This is a genomic window from Tsukamurella pseudospumae, assembly GCF_001575195.1.
In the GTDB taxonomy this organism is placed as follows: domain Bacteria; phylum Actinomycetota; class Actinomycetes; order Mycobacteriales; family Mycobacteriaceae; genus Tsukamurella; species Tsukamurella pseudospumae.
The window spans coordinates 221817-241297 of the sequence record NZ_LSRF01000033.1 but is presented as its reverse complement, the minus strand read 5'-3'; the positions used below and the strand labels follow the sequence as shown (position 1 = coordinate 241297).

Sequence of the window (19481 nt, the reverse complement as noted above, 5' to 3'; positions counted from 1 at the left end):
AGGCAGGTCTGTGTAACCTGATTCCACCAAGCACTTGCTTGGTGAGTGGCGAAGGGAGTGCCGTGGCCACGGCGAGCGACGAGACGGACGCGGAATTCCGGGCGCGGATCCGCGATTGGCTCGCGACCAACCTGTCCGGAGAGTTCGCCGGGCTCCGAGGTGCCGGCGGGCCCGGCCGCGAGCATGAGTTCTTCGACGAGCGCGTCGCCTGGGAGCGGCATCTGGCCGCCGCGGGACTGAACTGCATCGGCTGGCCCGCGGAGAACGGCGGCGGCGGAGCCTCTCTCGCGCAACAGGTGATCTTCCACGAGGAGTACGCCCGCGCGGGCGCGCCCGCCAAGGTCTCCCACCTCGGCCAGGAACTGCTGGGCCCCACCCTCATCGCCTTCGGCACGGACGAGCAGAAGGCCCGCTTCCTGCCGGCCATCCGCGACGTCCGCGAACTCTGGTGCCAGGGCTACTCCGAGCCGGGCGCCGGTTCCGATCTGGCGAACGTCAGCACCACCGCGCGCCTCGAGGGCGACGAGTGGGTGATCTCCGGGCAGAAGGTCTGGACGTCCCTCGCGCACGTCGCCGACTGGTGCTTCGTGGTCGCCCGCACTGAACCCGGATCCACGCGGCACAAGGGGCTTTCGTATCTCCTCGTGCCCATGGACCAGCCGGGGATCGAGGTCCGCCCGATCGTCCAACTGACGGGGACCTCGGAGTTCAACGAGGTCTTCTTCGACGGTGCGCGCACCGCCGCGGCCAACGTCGTCGGCGAGGCCGGCGAGGGGTGGCGCGTCGCGATGGGCACCCTCGCTTTCGAGCGCGGCGTCGCCACCCTCGGCCAGCAGATCGGCTTCCGTCGAGAGCTGCAGCGGCTCACCGACCTCGCCCTGGACACCGGAGCCGCCGACCGGCCCGAGGTGGCCGACGAACTCCGGCGCGCGTGGACCGACCTCGACGTGATGCGCGCGCACGCGCTCCGCACCCTCGGCTCCGCCGCCACCGGTACCGCCGAGGTAGCCAAGCTGCTCTGGGCGAATTGGCACCGCCGGCTCGGCGAGATCGCCATGACCGTCCGCGGCGCCGCCGGGCTACTCGCCGACCCCGAACTGGACGACTGGCAGCGCCTGTACCTGTTCACCCGCGCCGACACGATCTACGGCGGCTCCAACGAGATCCAGCGCAACATCATCGCCGAGCGCGTGCTCGGCCTACCCAGAGAGGCGCGCCCGTGAACGCGATCCCCGCACCCCAGTATCCGAAGGGCCGCAACCTCGTCGAGGACAAGGTCGTCGTCGTCACCGCGGCCGCCGGGACCGGCATCGGCTCCGCAACCGCCCGCCGCTGCCTCGAGGAGGGCGGCCGCGTGGTGATCTCCGACTGGCACGAGCGCCGCCTCGGTGAGAAGCGCGACGAGTTGTCGGCGGAGTTCGGTGATCGCGTTCATGCGATCGTCTGCGACGTGACCGTCGAGGAGCAGGTCCAGGCCCTGCTCGACGGTGCCGCCGAGCGCTTCGGGCGGGTCGACGTGCTGGTCAACAACGCGGGCCTCGGCGGCAGCGTCGCCGTGCAGGACATGACCGATGAGCAGTGGTCGCGCGTGCTCGATGTCACCCTCACCGGCACCTTCCGTGCCACCCGTGCGGCGATCAACCGGTTCATCGCGCAGGGCGGGGGCGGGGTGATCGTCAACAACGCCTCGGTGATCGGCTGGCGCGCCCAGGCCGAGCAGGCCCACTACGCCGCCGCGAAGGCGGGCGTCATGGCGCTGACCCGGTGCTCCGCGGTCGACGCCGCACCCCACGGGATTCGGATCAACGCCGTCGCACCGAGCATCGCGATGCACGCCTTCCTCGCGAAGGTGACCTCCGACGAGTTGCTCGACGAGCTGTCGCGGCGCGAGGTCTTCGGCCGCGCCGCGGAGCCCTGGGAGGTCGCGAACGTCATCGCCTTCCTGGCCTCGGACTACTCGAGCTACATGACCGGCGAGGTGGTCTCGGTGAGTAGTCAGCATGCCTAAACCGGACCCGTCCGCGCGGCGCGCGGAGGTCCTGTCCATCAGTGCGAAGTTGTTCGCCGACAACGGCTACCGCGCCACGACCGTCCGCGACATCGCCGACGCGGCAGGGATTCTGTCGGGCAGCCTGTACCACCACTTCGACTCCAAGGAGTCGATGCTCGACGAGATCCTGCGGGAGTTCCTCGGCGAGCTCTTCGGCGGTTACCGCGCAGTCCTGGCCGCCGTCGACGATCCCCGGGAACAGCTGCGCGGGTGCGTCATCGCCTCGTTCGACGCGATCGACGCCCGGCCCGACGCCGTCGCCATCTACCAGTCGGAGGCCCGCGGCCTCGCCCAGCAGGAGCGGTTCGGCTACATCGCCGACTTTCTGCAGGAGTTCCGCACGATGTGGCGCGGCATCCTCAGTCGGGGCATCGAATCCGGCGCCTTCCGTGCAGATCTCGACGTCGACGTCACCTACCGCTTCCTCCGCGACACCGTCTGGATCGCGGTCCGCTGGTACCGGCCCGGCGGGCAACTGCCCGTCGGCACGGTCGCCGATCAGTACCTCACGATCCTCGAGCACGGGATCGCCAGTCCCGAGAAGGAGCAATCATGACCGACCTCGCCCCCGGCGCCTACATCCTCGACGCGGTGCGCACCCCGACCGGTAAACGCGGCGGGTCTCTGGCGGCCGTGCATTCCGCCGACCTCGGCGCGCACGTGCTGCGGGCCTCGGTTGTCCGATCGGGTGTGGACCCCGAGCTCGTCGACGACGTGATCATGGGTTGCTGCGACACGATCGGCCCGCAGTCCGGCAACATCGCGCGCACCTCCTGGCTCGCAGCCGGGCTGCCCGAGCACGTCCCGGGTGTCACCGTCGACCGTCAGTGCGGATCGAGCCAGCAGTCCGTCCACTTCGCGGCGCAGGCCGTGCTGTCCGGCACCGCCGACGCGGTCGTCGCCGCCGGCGTGCAGAACATGAGCGCCATCCCGATCAGCGCTGCGATGCTCGCCGGGCGCGAGTACGGCTTCGACGACCCGTTCTCCGGTTCGACGGGGTGGCGCGAGCGGTACGGCGACGTCGAGGTCTCGCAGTTCGCCAGCGCCGACATGATCGCGACCAAGTGGGGCGTCTCCCGCGCGCGCATGGAGGAGTTCGCGCTCGCCAGCCACGAGCGGGCGATCGCTGCGAGCGACGCCGGCCGCTTCACGGCCGAGATCGCGCCGGTCGACGGCTTCGCGGTGGACGAGACGCCCCGTCGGGGCACGTCACTGGAGAAGATGGCCGGACTCGCCCCGCTCGCCGAGGGTTCCGCGATCACGGCGGCCGTCGCGAGCCAGATCGCCGACGGTGCCGCCGCCGTCATGGTCGCGTCGGCGGACTTCGCCCAGCGACACGGCCTCACGCCCCGTGCCCGCATCCACCACATCTCCGTGCGCGCTGCGGACCCGGTGTGGATGCTGACCGGCCCCATCCCGGCCACGCAGTACGCGCTGCAGAAGACGGGTCTGACGGTCGAGGACATCGATCTGTTCGAGTGCAACGAGGCCTTCGCCTCGGTGCCGTTGGCGTGGATGGACGAGCTCGGCATCCCGCATGACAAGGTCAATGTCAATGGCGGCGGCATCGCGCTGGGGCATCCCCTGGGCGCCACCGGCGCCAAGCTGATGACCACCCTGCTGCACGAGCTCGAGCGCCGCGGCGGCCGCTACGGCCTGCAGACGATGTGCGAGGGCGGCGGCACCGCCAACGTCACCATCATCGAGCGACTCTGAGCCGCCCCCTCTGACTCAACAGCGTTAGCCCATACCGTGACCTGCGGGTTCGGTATGGGCTAACGCTGTTGAGTCAGGAAACGGGTGCGACGGTGCGCGGTGCGGGTCAGGCCCGCAGGGTGGCGAGGTGGTCGAGGCGGGTCTCGGCCTCGGCCACGATGCGCTCGATGAGCTCGGCCACGGTCGGCAGGTCGTCGATGATGCCGGCCACCTGTCCCGAGGCCAGCACGCCCGCGTCGGTATTGCCCTCGACGAGCCCGGCGCGCAACAGCATCGGCGTGTTCGCCGACATCATGAGCTGGCTCCAGGTGCGGTCGCCGCCCTTCTTCAGCGCGAGGCCTTCGGTGACGAGTCCCTTCCAGGAGACGCCCGTGAGGGCCTGGAACCGCAGGGTGTTCCGCGCGGCGTGCGCGAGCGTGGCGACGCCGTGCGATCGTTCCAGGGCTTCGACGAGGGCCGTCCGCAGGACCCGGTGCGGCATACCGTCGACCTTGGTGGTGACCACCGTGTCCGCGAGCCCGCGCTGGAGGTACTCCGCCTTGACCGACTCGGGGACGCGGCTGTCCCGGGTGAGCAGGAAGCGGGTGCCCATGGCCACGCCGGACGCGCCGTACGCGAGCGCCGCAGCGAGGCCGCGGCCGTCGAAGAAGCCGCCGGCGGCGATCACGGGGATGTCCACGGCGTCCAGGACGGACGGCAGCAGGAGCGTGGTGGCGACACCGCCGGTGTGGCCGCCGCCCTCACCGCCCTGGACGATCACGGCGTCGGCGCCCCACGCGGCCACCTTCTCGGCGTGCCGCGCCGCGCCGATCGACGGGATCACCACGAGCCCGGCGTCTTTGAGCTGCGTGATCATCTCCTTGCGCGGCGCGAGCGCGAAGGAGGCGACCTTCACGCCCTCGCGGATCATGAGCTCCACGCGCTGCTGCGCGTCCTCCGCGTCGGCGCGCAGGTTCACCCCGAAGGGCTTGTCGGTGCGTTCCTTGGTCTTCCGGATCGCCGTCTCGAGTTCGGCGTAGGTCATCGTCGCGGACGCGAGAATGCCGAGGCCGCCCGCGTTCGCCGTGGCCGCGGTGAGGTGGGCGCCGGACACCCAGCCCATGCCGGTCTGCACCACGGGGTGCTCGATGCCGACGAGCTCCGTCAGGCGCGTCCGCAGCGTCATGCGGGGACCTCCCTGCTGCGCAGGCCCTTCGGGTCGACGACGGTGCGGATCAGCTCGAGCTCCTCGGCGGTCGGCACGCGGGTCTCGGGGGCGCCGGCGCCGTCCAGCTCGAATCCGGTCGCCTCGCGCACCTGCTGCTCCGTGACCCCCGGATGTACCGACAGGATGGTCATCGCACCGTCGTCGTTGAAGCCCAGAACGGCGAGATCGGTGACCACGCGGTGGATGTCGTGGAACCGGCTCGCGGCGGGACCGGCCGCGCGGGCGCGGTCGTAGCCGACGCCGCTCACCACGTCCACGGCCTCCACGAAGACGCGGGTGGAGTGCTTGGGGATCCAGTACGACGTGCGGTTGTTCACCGTGTTGCCCGGACCGCCGCGCACACCGAGCAACTGTCGGGTCGGGGCGGCGTGATCGCCGATGGCGGAGATGTTCTGGTTGCCGAACCGGTCGATCTGGCTGGCGCCCATGATGACGTGGCGCTTGCCGTTCGGCACCACCACGTCGAGCACCTTCTTGAAGGGCTGCCAGCCCTCGATCCCGGCGGACGGGTTGGCCGCATCGGCGACGAGGTAGGCCTCGCCGTCGGACAGCAGCAGGTCGGGGGCGAACGTGAGCCGGGCGAGTCGGCCGCCGAGCGAGGGGATCAGGCCCATCGGGCTCGCGGTGATCTCACCGTCGCCACGGAACAGATCGGCGATCGCGGCCACACAGACCTCGGCGCGGGTGATGTCGGTCATTTCTTCTCCTGCTCAGCCGATTCCGCGGCCCATGCAGCCACTTCAGCCTGGTAGTGCGCCTCGTCGCCGCTGAGGAAGCGCTCCTCGAAGGCGGCCCAGGCTTCGGGATCCTTGGCGCTCGCGGCGTAGTGCCGCTGGAACTTCTCGTCGCGGCCGTAGTCCGGGACGGCGGTCGTGAAGTGGGCACCGTTCGGCGTCTCGACGACGCCGGCGACGGCGCTGCGGTTGATGATCAGCGACTGCACCGGTCCGCCGGCCACCAGCTCCTCGGTCGGGACGATCCGCTCGCACGAGACGTAGCAGCGGTCCGCGGCGAGGGCGAAGTCGTCGTCGAAGTACGGGTCCGGACCCAGGTACTGGGCGTTGCCGCGGGCGTCCGCCCGGTTCATGTGCACGAGTGACGCATCGAGCCGCAGCGCCGGCACGGCCACCAGCTCCTCGCCGTCCGCGTAGGGCGAGACGACGGTGCGCAGATCGGGATTGATGTCCATCACCGACGAGCCCAGGCCGGCCCGGATCGGCAGGAAGGGCAGGCGCTGCACGGCGGCCTTGAGGCCCGCGGCGAACATGCCCTCGTCCCACTCGGCCACCTCGATGGCGCCGGACTGCCTGGCCCGGGCGAAGTTCGGGTCGATCGGCACACTGTCGAGGGTGACGAAGCCGAACACCAACTTGCGGATCTTCCCGGCCGCGGCCAACAGGCCCACATCGGGGCCGCCGTAGGACACCACGGTGAGGTCCGTGAGGTCGGAGCGCAGGATCGCGCGCACCAGGGCCATCGGCTTGCGCCGCGAGCCCCAGCCGCCGATACCCAGCGTCATGCCGTCCTCGAGTTCGGCGACCACCTGCTCGGGGGTCATGGTCTTGTCGCTCATGCGTTCTCCTGTGCTGCGTCGTCGGATACGGGCCGCCCGCTCGCTCCGCCCCCGGCGCTGGACGCGTCGCCGACGGTGCGGCCGGTGGCGACGAACTCCCGCCGGTGCTCGTCCGAGTAGCCCGCGAGGTTGAGTTCGAAGGTGAATCCCTGCTCGAACCGGTAGCTGGTGTGCACGTTCACCGGGTCGATCCCGTTGATGGCCTCCTTGGCCTTGCGAATCACCCGGGTGTCCTTGGCGGCGATGGCCCGAGCCACCTCGAGCGCGGTCTCGTCGAGTTCGTCGCGCGGCACCACGCGGTACACCGACCCGAAGTGCTCCAGCTGCTGCGCGGTCACGGTGCCGGCGGTGAAGTACAGCGTGCGCATGAGGTGCTGCGGCACGAGACGCGCCAGATGCGTTGCGGCGCCCAGCGCTCCGCGGTCGACCTCGGGCAGCCCGAAGGTGGCGTCGTCGGAGGCGACGACCACGTCGGCGTTGCCGACGAGGCCGATGCCGCCGCCCAGGCAGAAGCCGTTCACCGCGACGATCACGGGGACCGCGCAGTCGTACACCGCGGAGAAGGCCGCGGCGCACCCCGCGTTCGCGCCGATGAGCGCGCCGTAGCCGTCGCCGGCGGCCTGCGCCGCGTCGATCTCCTTGATGTCCACGCCGGCGTTGAAGCCGCGGCCCGCCGCGCGGACCACCACGACGTGACACGACGGGTCGCGACCCGCCTCGGTGATGGCGTTCGCGAGGTCGAACCAGCCCTGCACGGTGAGGGCGTTGACGGGGGGTGCATCGACGGTGATCGTGTGGATCCCGGGCTCGTCGACGGTGGTCGTGATCGGTGAAGGCACACCGACTCCTTCGAGGTAGACAGGTAGAACGTGATCTAAACCTAGCAATTGCTTGGTACGCTACCACCGAAGCCGGGTCAGCCGGAATACGAAGAGGAGAATCCATGTCGAGCGCAGCCGTCCCAGGTGGCCTGGGACTCGAGGGCGCGGTGGTCCTGGTCACCGGTGGCGTCCGCGGGATCGGCGCGGGCATCGCCCGCGTGTTCCTCCGGCACGGGGCGACGGTGGTGGTCTGCGCCCGGCGGGAGCCCGAGCGTCAGGTCGAGGTCGACGGTGCCGTGGCCGAATTCGTCGCCGCCGATGTCCGCGAGCCCGAGCAGGTCGAGACCCTGATCGCCGGCGTCGTCGACCGGCACGGCCGGCTCGACGTGCTCGTCAACAACGCGGGCGGTGCCCCCTTCGCCGATGCCGCCACGGCCTCGCCGCGCTTCCACGAGAAGGTCGTCGGGCTCAACCTGCTCGCGCCGCTCCTGGTGGCGCAGAAGGCCAATGCGGTCATGCAGAGCGCTGGGGGAGGGGCGATCGTCAACGTCTCCAGCGTGAGCGCCACCCGCCCCTCGCCGGGCACCGCGGCCTACGGCGCGGCCAAGGCGGGGCTCGACTCGCTCACGGCGAGCCTCGCGGTGGAGTTCGCACCCGCGGTGCGGGTCAACGCTCTCGACGTGGGGATGGTCCGCACCGAGGCCGCCGAGCAGCACTACGGCGACGACGCCGGCATCGCTGCCATCGGCGCGACCGTGCCGCTCGGCCGCCTGGCCGATCCCGAGGAGGTCGGCGCGTGCGCCGCGTTCCTCGCGTCGCCTCTCGCGTCCTATGTCAGCGGCGCGACCCTACTCGTCCACGGCGGCGGCGAACGCCCCGCCTTCCTCGCCGCGGCGAACGCCGAGCGCGACGCGCGGTAGATCCGAACCACCAATTAGGAGAACACTCATGACAGGAATCGTCGACGGCCGCGTCGTCATCGTCACCGGAGCCGGCCGGGGTATCGGTCGCGCCCACGCACTCGCCTTCGCCGCGGAGGGCGCGGCGGTCGTGGTCAACGACTACGGCGTGGGGCTCGACGGTGCCGAGGCCTCGTCGGGACCGGCGCAGCAGGTCGTCGAGGAGATCCGCGCCGCGGGCGGCCGGGCGGTCGCGAATCCGTCGGACGTCGCCGATTGGGCGGGCGCGGAGGCGTTGGTGCGGACGGCGATCGACGAGTTCGGGCGCCTCGACGTCCTGGTGAACAACGCGGGCTTCCTCCGGGACCGGATGCTGGTGAACATGTCCGAGGCGGAGTGGGACGCGGTGACCCGGGTGCACCTCAAGGGGCACTTCGCGATGCTCCGGCACGCGGCCGGCTACTGGCGGGACGAGTCCAAGGCGGGGCGGCAGCCGGACGCGCGGGTGATCAACACCAGCTCGGGCGCGGGCCTGCTCGGCAGCATCGGCCAGGGCAATTACGCCGCCGCGAAGGCGGGCATCGCCGAGATGACGATCCAGGCGGCCGCGGAGATGGGGCGGTACGGGATCACCGTGAACGCGATCGCGCCTGCGGCCCGGACCCGGATGACGGAGACGACCTTCGCCGATGACATGGCCGCGCCCGAGGACGGATTCGACGCGATGGCGCCGGAGAACGTGTCGCCGCTCGTGGTCTGGCTCGGCAGTGTTGAATCCGCGGACATCACCGGCCGCGTCTTCGAGGTCGAGGGCGGCAAGGTCTCGGTGGCGCAGGGCTGGCGACACGGCCCGCAGCGCGACAAGGGCGCCCGCTGGGAGCCCGCGGAACTCGGGACGGTCGTGCGCGGCCTGATCGCCGAGGCGCCGGCCCCGGAGGCCGTCTACGGCGCGTAACGCAGGCCCGGGTGCTCCGGCGGAGCCCCGGGAGACGACGATGCCGGCCGCGCGGGAGGGGATCTCCGCGCGGCCGGCCGCGTCTCGGCGAGGGGTGGGCCGAGTTCGTGAGGTCAGGCCCGGGCGCTGAGCCGACCGGAGTCCACGAAGAACTGCACCAGCTCCGTCGCGGTGCTCTCCATCGAGCGCGGCGCGTACCCGAGTTCGTTACGGGCCTTCGAGATGTCCACCAGGGGGGATGCGAAGAGTGGTCCGAGTGCCGCCTTCGACAGCACGTCGGACCCCAGCCGGCTGTTGATCGGCTCGAGGACGGGCATGACCGCGGCGAGCGCCCCGATCGGCACGGCCACGCGCGGTCCGGAGCGGCCCGCGGCGCGTGCGGACAGACGCATCGCGTCGATGATCGGCGCGAATTCTCCACCGAGCAGGTAGTTCTCGCCCGTCCGGCCCTTCTCCGCGGCGAGCATGACGCCGGCGGCCACGTCCCGGACGTCGACCAGGTCGAAGCCGGCCTTCGAGACGAAGGCGGGCATCCGTCCACGGGCGGCCGTGTGCGCGAGTCGATTCAAGCGCGACAGGGCGACGCCGTGATCAGCCGGCCCCCACACGCCCGTGGGGTTGCAGATGGTCGCGTCCAGCCCGTCGTCGATGACCTTCCGGAGCTCCTGCTCGCCGGCCCATTTGGACCGGTCGTAGACGGGGATCTCGGGGCGCACGGACCGCGGCGCGGTCTCATCGATGACCTCGACCAGGTCCTGATCGAACGCGTGGATCGAACTCAGGTGCACCATCTTCCGCACACCTGCGTCGAGCGCTGCGCGAGCGACGATGCGCACGCCCTGGGTGTTGAGGCGCCACGCGGCCTCGTCCTCCATCCGCAGCGTGATCATCGCGACCAGGTGGTAGACGACCTCGACGCCCTCGAACGCCGCGCGCATCTCGTCCGGTTCGAGGACGCTCGCCTGCACCCACCGCACGCCCTCGGGTGCGTGCGGCGACGAGGTCCGGTCGATCGCGACCACCTCGTGCCCGTGCTCGACCAACTGCTGCAAGAGGTTTCCACCCACGAATCCGGCCGCGCCGGTGACTGCTACCCGCATGCCGTCAGATCCGCTCGATGATGGTGCCGGTGGCCATCGCGCCGCCGCAGCACATCGCGATGAGCGCGCTCGACGCGTCGCGCCGCTCCAGTTCGTGCAGCGCGGTGGTGATGAGCCGCGCACCCGTCGAGCCGACCGGATGGCCCAGCGCGATGGCGCCGCCGTTCACGTTGACCTTGTCCGGGTCGGGACCGATGACCTGCTGCCAGGACAGGACGACGGAGGCGAAGGCCTCGTTGACCTCGAACAGGTCGATGTCGCGCAGCGACCGGCCGGAGCGCTCCAGGACTCGCTCGGTGGCACGGATAGGCCCGTCGAGGTGGTAGTACGGCTCCCCGCCGACCAGGGCCTGGGAGACGATGCGGGCGCGCGGCTTCAGGCCGAGCGCCGCGGCGCGGTCGGAATCCATGAGCAGTACGGCGGCGGCACCGTCGGACACCTGGGAGGACGTGCCGGCCGTGTGCCGGCCACCGTCGAGCATGGGCTTGAGCTTGGCGAGCCCCTCGAGCGTGCTCTCGCGCGGGCCCTGGTCCCGGGAGACCTCGATGGTCTCGCCGGTGGGCGCACCGTCGGCCATCGCGGGGGCCTTGAGCGCCACGACCTCGCGGTCGAACCGCCCCTCCTGCCAGGCCTGGAGCGCCTTGCGCTGTGACGCGAGGCCGAAGGCGTCGATGTCCTCGCGGGTGAGCCCGCGGCGTTCGGCGATCCGCTCGGCGGCGAGGAACTGGTTGGGCATGTCGATGGTCCACGACGGGGGACGGGAGGTGCCCAGGCCCTCCGGGCGGTTCGCGCCGAGTGGGATCCGGCTCATCGACTCGACTCCGCACGAGATGCCGGCCGCGATGGCGTCGGTGGCGATGAGGCCTGCGATCAGGCCCGTGGCCTGCTGGGCCGATCCGCACTGCGCGTCGATCGTGGTGGCGCCGGTCAGCTCCGGGAGACCCTCGTTGAGCCAGGCGGTGCGGGTGATGTTGCCCGCCTGCTCACCGGCCTGCGTGACATTGCCGCCGATGATCTGCTCGATCTGCGCCGGGTCGACCCCGGCGTGTCCGAGGAGGGCGGTGACGGTGCCCCCGAGGAGTTCGGCGGGGTGCAGTCCGCTCAGCCAACCGCCCCGCTTGCCGATGGGGCTGCGGACGGCGTCGACGATGACGGGGATTCCCATATCGATCGTTCCTCACATTCTTGGCTCCGCCCTGTGGGTAGAGCACGTTCTCGATTGTGGCGCGCAACTCCGGCCTTGTCGAGCCTCATGCGGTGGCGCCGCGACGGATTCGTCCCTGTGTAACTGCTGTGCAACCAGCGTCCTCCGCAATCTAGCTCACGGGCGGACAGTCTGTGCTTCAATGAGTAGAACATGTTTCAGATGCGCCTGGCTAGGGCCAGGTGGAGACGCTTGAGGAGGCGGCGTGAGCGTGCACTTCCCCGCGGGGTTCGATTTCACCAGCCCCGACCTGTGGTCGGAGCGGCGGCCCGAAGCCGAGTTCGCCGAACTCCGGCGATCGGCGCCGGTCTGGTGGCAGGACATCCCGCCCGGCACCACGGGCTTCGACGACGGTGGTTTCTGGGTGGTGTCCAAGTTGGAGGACATCAAGGCCATCTCCCGGAACCCGAAGCAGTACTCGAACTGGGAGAACGGCGCGATCGTGCGGTTCGGGCCCGAGATCGAGCGCGAGCAGATCGACATGCAGCGCATGCTGCTGCTCAACATGGATCCGCCGCAGCACACCAAGACGCGGCGCATCATCTCGCGCGGGTTCACTCCCAAGGCCGTGCAGTCGCTGCACGACGCGCTGGCGGAGCGGGCCGAGCAGATCGTGCACGAGGCGCGGAAGACCGGCGGCGGTGACTTCGTGGAGCAGGTCGCGAGCGAGCTGCCCCTGCAGGCGATCGCCGAGTTGCTCGGCGTGCCGCAGGAGGATCGCCGCAAGCTCTTCGACTGGTCCAACTCGATGATGGCCTACGACGACCCGGAGTTCGAGGGCAACTACCTCGAGGCGATGACCGAGTTCACGGGCTACTCCTGGAACCTCGCGGAGGAACGCCGCAAGTGTCCGATGGACGACATCGTGACCTCCCTCATCCAGGCCGATATCGACGGCGAGTCGCTCGGCAGTGACGAGTTCGCCTTCTTCGTGTTGCTGCTCGCGGTCGCCGGCAACGAGACCACCCGCAACGCGATCAGTCATGGCATGAAGGCCTTCGTCGATCACCCCGACCAGTGGGAGATCTACAAGGAGCAGCGCCCGCGCACCGCGCCGGACGAGATCGTCCGCTGGGCGACGCCGGTGTCGGTGTTCCAGCGCACCGCCCTCGAGGACGTCCAGCTCGGCGAGCAGACGATCAAGAAGGGCCAGCGCGTCGCGTTGTTCTACGCCTCCGCCAACTTCGACGAGGACGCCTTCGAGGACCCGTACACCTTCAACATCCTCCGCGACCCGAACCCGCACGTCGGCTTCGGCGGCTCGGGCACCCACCACTGCGTGGGCGCGAACCTCGCTCGCCTGGAGATGGACCTGATGTTCAAGGCGATCGCCGACGTGATGCCCAACCTCCGCGAGCTCGAGCCCCCGCAGCGCCTGCGGTCCGGCTGGCTCAACGGCATCAAGCACTGGAAGGTCGCGTACGAGTAGGGCCGCTCGTCACGACGACGGTGCCCCCGAGATCCTTCTCGGGGGCACAGTCGCGTCGCGGTAGGTGTGCCACATGTCGCGGGGACGGGACTGGCTGCTGAAAGCGGGGTCGGACGAGCCCTGGTTCCGTGGAGATCGACTTCCCTGCGACACTCGGATTTTGTCCGTTTCGGACGGCGTGTCCGTAGTGGGCAGAATCCGAGTGTCGCGCGGAAGCATTGTTACGTCGCTGGACGTGAACGATCCACCGTGAGACTCGATTTCCCGGCGGAGTAGCGGTTCATGATCAGAAGTGCCCCGCCCAGTCCGATGTCGTAGCCGGCGCACAACGCGGCATACCAGGCCGGTAGAGCTGTTTCGGACGCCGCATGGTGGTAGCGAGCATCGAACGCCGCGTGACCAAGCCATCCGACGGCCACGAGGTGCCGGGCCTGTCGCGGGGGAAGCTGGAGCACCAGGGGCAGCGCCGCGCCGCACGCCGTGACGACAGCGATCTCTCCGCGGCGTGGTGCCGAGCGACGAAACCTGCTTGCGGGGTAGATGCCCGCCGCCACGAGCAGCCCCGTCGCGGCTCCTGCAGTGCCGAATCGGCGGGGGAGCCGGGTGACGGCGCCGGCTGTCAGCCAACCACCGCACGTGCCTGCGACGAACGCCGCGCACCGGCCCATCATCGCGGCTTGTCCGCCCCCACCAGCCACATCGAGAAGTACTGCGAGCCACCGCCGTAGGCGTGGCCCAGGGCGGTCCGGGCACCGTCGACCTGGTAGTCCCCGGCGCGGCCCATGACCTGTTTGGCGGCCTCGGCGAACCGGATCATGCCAGACGCGCCGATGGGGTTCGAGGACAGCACGCCGCCGGACGGATTGACGGGCAGGGTGCCCCCGATCTCGGTGCCCCCGGACTCGGTGAGCTTCCAGCCCTCGCCCTCGGGGACGAAGCCGAGGTTCTCGAGCCACATCGGCTCGAACCACGAGAACGGGACGTAGATCTCGGCGGCGTCCACTTGGTTCAGGGGATCGGTGATGCCGGCATCACGCCACAGCGCTGCCGCGGCGTCCTGTCCGGCCTGTGGGCTCACGTGCTCGCGTCCCGCGTAGGCGAGCGGTTCGGTCCGCATCGCGGTCGCGAGCACCCAGCCGACGCGGTTTCCGGTGGCCGCTTCGGATTCCGCCGCGGCCGCCTCGTCGCCGAGGACGATGGCGCAGGCACCGTCGGACGACGGGCAGGTCTCGTCGAACCGGATGGGGTCCCAGAGCATCTGCGAGGCCTGCACCGAGTCGAGCGTGATGTCGGGCTGGTGCAGGTGCGCCAGGGGATTGCGGGCGCCGTTGCGCCGGTCCTTGACGGCGACCATGGCACCCACGTGAGAGGGCGCCCCGGAGCGGCGGATGTAGGAGCGCACGTGCGGCGCGAAGTAGCCGCCCGCGCCCGCGCCGACGGGCACGGTGAATGGAACCGGGATCGACAAGGCCCACATGGCATTCGACTCCGACTGCTTCTCCCACGCCACCGTGAGCACCCGCTTGTGCACGCCGGACTTGATCAGCGCGGCAGCCACATTGGCAGTGGACCCGCCCACGGATCCCGCGGTGTGTACGCGCAGCATCGGCTTGCCGACGGCACCGAGTGCGTCGGCGAGGAACAGTTCGGGCATCATGACGCCCTCGAACATGTCGGGGGCCTTGCCGATGACGATGGCGTCGATGTCAGCCATCGTGGTGCCCGCGTCGAGCAGGGCCGCGTCGACGGCCTCGCGGATCATGCCCGCCATGGAGACGTCGGTGCGTTTGGCTCGGTGGTGGGTCTGGCCGGTTCCGAGCACGGCGGTGGGCTTACCCATCACTTGGCCTCCATCACTGCGATCAGGTTCTGCTGCAGGGCGTGCCCGCCGGTGGCGTGCGCGAGGACGCGCTCGGCGTCGCCGTTCCACACGGCGCGGGCGGCCTCGCCGATGCGCGCGAGCCCCGCGGAGAACATCGGATTGCCCACGAGCGCACCGCCGGACGGATTGATCCGCACGTCGTCGCCCAGCCCGATCGCGGTGCGCAGGATCAGTTCCTGGTGTGTGAACGGCGCGTGCAGCTCGGCCAACTGCACGCCGTCCGCGCCGGCGGCCTGGGCCGCGGCAGTGGTCGACGGGGACTGTGTGAGATCACGCGAGCCCAGTGCGGGGGAATCGATGCGGTGCTCGAGGCCGGTGATGAAAGCGGGGTTCTCACGGAGTTCGCGAGCGCGGTCGGCGGACGCCAGTATGGCGACCGCGGCACCGTCGGTGATGGGCGCGATATCATGCCGGCGCAACGGATCCGACCACATCGGTTCCCCCAGCAACTCCTCGGGAGAGACGGTACGTGAGAACTGCGCGGCCGGGTTCGTGGTCGCGTCGGTGAGGCTGCGCGCGGCTACCGCAGCCATGTCCGCCTCGGTCCATGCGCCGGAGTCGAGTCCGGCGCGCGCCTGCAGCGCGGCGACCGACACCGAGTCCGGCCACAGCGGCGCGACGGTGTACGGATCCAACTGCATGGTGAGCGTGCGGCGCAGGACGCCGGCGGAGGACTTTCCGAAGCCGTAGACGAGCGCGGTGTCGATCTCGCCGGTGCGGATCTTGATCCACGCCTCGTAGAGCGCCCAGGCCGCGTCCATCTCCACGTGCGACTCGTTGATCGGTGGCACGGCGCCGATGGAGTCGACCGCGGCGATGAACGAGAACGCCCGTCCCGCCAGGTAGTCCGACGAGCCGGAGCACCAGAATCCGATGTCGGACTTGGTGAGTCCGGTCTGAGCGAAGACGTCCGCGAACAGCGGGATCAGCATCTCCACGCCGTTGGTGGTGGTCTCGGCGGCGCGGAGCGACGGGGTGGCGGCGTAGCCGACGACGGCGACGGAGCCGTCCGGGTCGGTGCAGGTGCGTGTGCTCACAGGTGCTTCTCGTAACTGGAGTAGGGGGCGTCCGGCTCACCGGTCGGTTCGAAATGCGAGATGTTCCCGGGACTCTCGGTCCACTCCTCGCGGGGCTTCCACGTGGCCCGCACGCGCATGCCCATCCGGACCTCTGCCGGGTCACAGCCGAGCACGAGGTGCAGGAAGGGGATGTCGGCACCGTCGATCAGCACGTACGCGGCGACGTACGGCGGCTTGATCCGCTGGCCCTGGAAGGGCACGTTGACCACGCAGAAGGTGGTGACCACGCCGGTGTCCGGAAGGTCCACCTCCTCCGTCGTCGGGATGCCGTCGATCGGGCAGGCGTTGCGGGGCGGGACGTAGACGTTCCCGCACTTCCCGCAGCGCTGGCCCACCAGCCGGCCCTCGGCGAGTGCCCGCAGGTAACGGGTCTCGGGCTCGGAGGCGGAGTGCTCGAGCGTCAGGGCGACAGGGGTGACCAGCATCGTCACCGGATCGTCCGACGGTGCCGCGCCCTCGGGCACGCCGTCGCCCTCTCCGGGGACGAAGCACGCGATGTCGCCGATCGCCCCCGTGGTCTCGGGGGCCCAGCGGGCGTGCACCCGCATGCCCGTCGAGATCTCGTCCGGGCTCGTGACGTCGACGGCGTGCAGGACGGCGGTGTCGGCACCGTCGAGCCTGATGAGCGCATAGGCGAAGGGCCGGTCGAAGGGCTGCCCGTCGACCGGGTGCGTGTTCCAGGTCCAGCCGGTCACGGTGCCGGTGTCGGACACGGGGACGACCTCGTTCAAGGGGGCGTACGTGTCCGGGTCGAACTCGAGCGGGGGCACGTGCACCCGCCCGGCGGCGTCCCGGGTGCCGATGATGCGGCGCGCGCGGAGGTTGGTCATGAACGCGCCCAGCACCGGTCCGAGCGACCGGGTGTAGTCGAAGGACAGGTTCATCGGCGCCGAGAGGGTCTGCGGTTCTGCGGTCACCTCACGAGTGAAACATGTTCTAACTTTTTGGCGCAAGGGTATCCCGGAAATGGGATTGAGCCCCTACCGTGGAGACGTTCGTACCGCACGAGAAGGCGGTGTTCCGCAACGATCCACGAGGTGTTCCATGGACGATCTGCATCGCGAGCCGCTGGCCGGCGACATCCTGCTCGGCTCGCTCGGCGCCTACTCCGAACGGACCGCCGTGCACGTCACCGGTCCGCAGGGCGACAGCACGCTCACCTACGCGCAGGTGCGCGACGAGGTCAGCCGGTACGCGCAGGCCTACGCGTCCTTCGGTCTCGGCGTGGGCAGCCCCGTCGCGATGCTGTCGGGCAACCGGCACGAGGTGCTGATCGCCCAGTCCACCAACCTGATCACCGGCGTGCGTTTCGCCGCGCTCCACCCGATGGGCTCCCTCGACGACCACGTGTACGTCATGGAGGACGCGGGGATCGAGACCCTCATCTACGATCCGCGGCTGTACGAGCAGCGCGCCGCCGACCTGCGAGAACGGGTTCCCGGCTTGAAGACGCTGCTCTCGTTGGGGCCCAAGGGCACCGGCGTCGATCTCACGGAGGTGGCGGCCGGCTTCGAGCCCGAACCGCTCACCGCGCACACGGCCGATCCGTCGTCGACCGCGAGCCTCGCGTACACCGGTGGCACCACGGGCAAGAGCAAGGGCGTCATGCTCAGCTACACCGGCGGCGCGTCGCTACTGCGCATCCAGCGCACGGAATGGGAATGGCCGCACGAGATCCGGTTCCTGGTCTGCGCGCCGCTCAGCCACGCGGGCGGGGCGTTCTGGAACCCGACGTCGATGTCCGGCGGCTCCATGGTCGTGCTGCCGCGGTTCGAGCCGGAGGCCGTGCTCGCCGCTATCGAGAAGTACCGGATCACCGCGACGATGCTGGTGCCCACCATGATCTACGCGTTGCTCGACCACCCGAAGTTCGACGACTACGACCTGTCGAGCCTCGAGACCGTGTTCTACGGGGCGTCCGCGATCTCACCCACCCGGTTGACCGAGGCGATCGAGCGGATCGGCCCCAAGTTCTTCCAGTTCTACGGGCAGGCCGAGTGCCCCATGACGATCGCGGTGCTCCGCCGCGGCGACCACGACCCGTCGAAACCCGAACGATTGGCGAGCTGCGGCAAGCCGGTCCCATGGGTGACCGTCGCCCTGCTCGACGATGCCGGGCGCACCGTCGAACCCGGTGCGCCGGGGGAGATCTGCGTGCGTGGCCCCCTCGTGATGCAGGGGTACCTGAACAAGCCCGAGCAGACGGCCGAGGCCACCGAGCACGGGTGGCTGCACACCGGTGACATCGGCCGCTTCGACGACGAGGGCTATCTGTACATCGTCGACCGCAAGAAGGACATGGTGGTCACCGGCGGCTTCAACGTCTTCCCCCGCGAGGTCGAGGACGTGATCTCCACGCACCCGTCCGTCGCGTCCGTGGCGGTGATCGGTGTGCCCGACGACAAGTGGGGCGAGGCCGTCAAGGCGGTCGTGGTGCCCCGCGCCGGCGCGACGGTGGACGTGGAGGAACTGCGCGAGCTGGTCCGCGACCGCAAGGGCGCCGTCTACACGCCGAAGACCGTCGACCTCGTCGACTCGATCCCCATCAGCCCCCTCGGCAAGCCGGACAAGAAGGCCCTGCGCGCGATCTACGCCTGACCCCCCACCGAATTGAACACCGTTATGGAGAGGAAACCTGCAGGTCGGACTCTCCATAACGGTGTTCAATGCAGGGGTCAGCGGCCCTCGAAGACGGGCTTGCGCTTCTCGGCGAAGGCGCGGGGGCCCTCCTTGGCGTCCTGGGAGAGGAACACCGGCAGTCCCTCCTTCGCGTCGATCGCGAAGGCCTCCTCCTCGTGCATGCCCTCGGTGGCGCGCATGGTGCGCAGCATCGCCTGCACGGCCAGGGGGCCGTTCGCGTTGATCAGCTCAGCGAGCTCCAGGGCCTTGTCCAGCGCGCCCCCGTCGGGAACGACGTGTCCGATCAGCCCGTACTCCTTGGCCTCCGCGGCGGTGATGTGCCGGCCGGTCAGTAGAAGGTCGGCGGCCACCGTGTACGGGATCTGGCGCGGCAGCCGGACGGCGGAGCCGCCCATGGGATACAGGCTCCACTTCGCCTCGGACACACCGAACTTCGCGCTGTCGCCCGCGACGCGGATGTCCGTGCCCTGCAGAATCTCCGTGCCGCCGGCGATGGCGGCGCCCTCGACGGCGGCGATCAGCGGCTTGCCGGGGCGGCGGCCCTTGATCAGTCCCGGGATCCGTGCCGGATCCCAGCCGCCGCCGGACATTGCGTCTCCCGGGTTGGACTTCGCCATGTTCTTCAGGTCGGCCCCGGCGCAGAACGCACCTCCCGCGCCGGTGAGCACCGCGCTGCGGATCTCGGGGTCGGAGTCGATGCGATCCCAGGCGTCGCTGAGGATCTGCAGCATCTCACCGGTGAGTGCGTTCTTGCGCTCCGGCCGGTTCATGGTGATGAGCAGCGTGTGTCCGCGCTGTTCGACGAGGGCGTGCGGGGCGACATCGGTCACGGCTGGACCTCCTGGGTCGAGATCCTCGCCGAAACGAGGATCGGCAAATGCGGGAATCCTCTTCCATGGAACAGTAACAGGTTCTAGTTTGGTGGA

18 protein-coding genes are annotated in these 19481 nt (G+C 70.0%); 8 read left to right on the top strand and 10 right to left on the bottom strand.

What is annotated here, in order from left to right:
* Positions 1–62 precede the first annotated feature (62 nt).
* From AXK60_RS11630 to AXK60_RS11615, 4 genes are read left to right on the top strand one after another with little or no spacing between them, the layout of a single operon-like run.
* Positions 63–1223 carry an acyl-CoA dehydrogenase family protein gene (locus AXK60_RS11630; RefSeq protein ID WP_082777973.1) on the top strand — a complete coding sequence of 387 codons (1161 nt, stop codon included), beginning with the start codon at positions 63–65 and terminating at the stop codon, positions 1221–1223.
* Complete coding sequence (locus tag AXK60_RS11625) at positions 1220–2008, top strand: SDR family oxidoreductase (protein ID WP_197466782.1); 789 nt, start codon at positions 1220–1222, stop codon at positions 2006–2008. Before AXK60_RS11630 ends, AXK60_RS11625 begins: the two co-directional genes overlap by 4 nt.
* Positions 2001–2606: a TetR/AcrR family transcriptional regulator gene (locus AXK60_RS11620; RefSeq protein WP_068571278.1), complete on the top strand. Its 606-nt coding sequence runs from the start codon at positions 2001–2003 to the stop codon at positions 2604–2606. The genes AXK60_RS11625 and AXK60_RS11620 overlap by 8 nt, the downstream gene beginning before the upstream one ends.
* Complete coding sequence (locus tag AXK60_RS11615) at positions 2603–3766, top strand: acetyl-CoA C-acetyltransferase (protein WP_068571277.1); 1164 nt, start codon at positions 2603–2605, stop codon at positions 3764–3766. Before AXK60_RS11620 ends, AXK60_RS11615 begins: the two co-directional genes overlap by 4 nt.
* Before the next feature lie 106 nt (positions 3767–3872).
* Here the strand turns inward: AXK60_RS11615 and AXK60_RS11610 are convergent, their stop codons facing one another.
* From AXK60_RS11610 to AXK60_RS11595, 4 genes are read right to left on the bottom strand one after another with little or no spacing between them, the layout of a single operon-like run.
* A complete protein-coding gene (locus tag AXK60_RS11610) occupies positions 3873–4931 on the bottom strand; it encodes an NAD(P)H-dependent flavin oxidoreductase (protein ID WP_068571276.1) in 1059 nt (352 codons plus the stop codon).
* Positions 4928–5671: a CoA-transferase subunit beta gene (locus AXK60_RS11605; RefSeq protein ID WP_068571275.1), complete on the bottom strand. Its 744-nt coding sequence runs from the start codon at positions 5669–5671 to the stop codon at positions 4928–4930. The genes AXK60_RS11610 and AXK60_RS11605 overlap by 4 nt, the downstream gene beginning before the upstream one ends.
* Positions 5668–6546 carry a CoA transferase subunit A gene (locus AXK60_RS11600; protein ID WP_068571274.1) on the bottom strand — a complete coding sequence of 293 codons (879 nt, stop codon included), beginning with the start codon at positions 6544–6546 and terminating at the stop codon, positions 5668–5670. The genes AXK60_RS11605 and AXK60_RS11600 overlap by 4 nt, the downstream gene beginning before the upstream one ends.
* Positions 6543–7385 carry an enoyl-CoA hydratase family protein gene (locus tag AXK60_RS11595; RefSeq protein WP_068571273.1) on the bottom strand — a complete coding sequence of 281 codons (843 nt, stop codon included), beginning with the start codon at positions 7383–7385 and terminating at the stop codon, positions 6543–6545. The genes AXK60_RS11600 and AXK60_RS11595 overlap by 4 nt, the downstream gene beginning before the upstream one ends.
* A gap of 104 nt (positions 7386–7489) precedes the next feature.
* On the opposite strand from AXK60_RS11595, the gene AXK60_RS11590 reads away from it, so the two are divergent.
* The gene (locus tag AXK60_RS11590) at positions 7490–8287 is read left to right on the top strand and encodes an SDR family oxidoreductase (protein WP_068571272.1); all 798 of its coding nucleotides are present in this window, start codon (positions 7490–7492) and stop codon (positions 8285–8287) included.
* 28 nt (positions 8288–8315) lie between these two features.
* A complete protein-coding gene (locus AXK60_RS11585) occupies positions 8316–9221 on the top strand; it encodes an SDR family oxidoreductase (protein ID WP_068571271.1) in 906 nt (301 codons plus the stop codon).
* A 113-nt stretch (positions 9222–9334) separates the two neighbouring features.
* Here the strand turns inward: AXK60_RS11585 and AXK60_RS11580 are convergent, their stop codons facing one another.
* Together AXK60_RS11580 and AXK60_RS11575 are read right to left on the bottom strand one after the other, a co-directional pair.
* On the bottom strand, positions 9335–10321 hold the full coding sequence (locus tag AXK60_RS11580) for an NAD-dependent epimerase/dehydratase family protein (protein ID WP_068571270.1): 987 nt from the start codon (positions 10319–10321) through the stop codon (positions 9335–9337).
* A 4-nt stretch (positions 10322–10325) separates the two neighbouring features.
* Positions 10326–11486: a steroid 3-ketoacyl-CoA thiolase gene (locus AXK60_RS11575; RefSeq protein WP_068571269.1), complete on the bottom strand. Its 1161-nt coding sequence runs from the start codon at positions 11484–11486 to the stop codon at positions 10326–10328.
* A 244-nt stretch (positions 11487–11730) separates the two neighbouring features.
* Between AXK60_RS11575 and AXK60_RS11570 the strand changes: the two genes are divergently transcribed.
* On the top strand, positions 11731–12954 hold the full coding sequence (locus AXK60_RS11570) for a cytochrome P450 (RefSeq protein ID WP_068571268.1): 1224 nt from the start codon (positions 11731–11733) through the stop codon (positions 12952–12954).
* A 667-nt stretch (positions 12955–13621) separates the two neighbouring features.
* Here AXK60_RS11570 and AXK60_RS11565 read toward each other — a convergent pair.
* From AXK60_RS11565 to AXK60_RS11555, 3 genes are read right to left on the bottom strand one after another with little or no spacing between them, the layout of a single operon-like run.
* Entirely contained in the window at positions 13622–14794 is a 1173-nt protein-coding gene (locus AXK60_RS11565) for a thiolase domain-containing protein (protein ID WP_068571267.1), read from the bottom strand.
* On the bottom strand, positions 14794–15873 hold the full coding sequence (locus AXK60_RS11560) for a thiolase domain-containing protein (protein WP_068571266.1): 1080 nt from the start codon (positions 15871–15873) through the stop codon (positions 14794–14796). The genes AXK60_RS11565 and AXK60_RS11560 overlap by 1 nt, the downstream gene beginning before the upstream one ends.
* Positions 15870–16799 carry a Zn-ribbon domain-containing OB-fold protein gene (locus AXK60_RS11555; RefSeq protein ID WP_068571511.1) on the bottom strand — a complete coding sequence of 310 codons (930 nt, stop codon included), beginning with the start codon at positions 16797–16799 and terminating at the stop codon, positions 15870–15872. Before AXK60_RS11555 ends, AXK60_RS11560 begins: the two co-directional genes overlap by 4 nt.
* A 160-nt stretch (positions 16800–16959) precedes the next feature.
* Between AXK60_RS11555 and AXK60_RS11550 the strand changes: the two genes are divergently transcribed.
* Positions 16960–18513, top strand: coding sequence for an AMP-binding protein (locus tag AXK60_RS11550; protein ID WP_068571265.1), 1554 nt, complete (start codon positions 16960–16962; stop codon positions 18511–18513).
* Positions 18514–18590: 77 nt separating this feature from the next.
* Here the strand turns inward: AXK60_RS11550 and AXK60_RS11545 are convergent, their stop codons facing one another.
* A complete protein-coding gene (locus tag AXK60_RS11545; protein ID WP_068571264.1) occupies positions 18591–19385 on the bottom strand; it encodes a crotonase/enoyl-CoA hydratase family protein in 795 nt (264 codons plus the stop codon).
* Between the last annotated feature and the right edge of the window lie 96 nt (positions 19386–19481).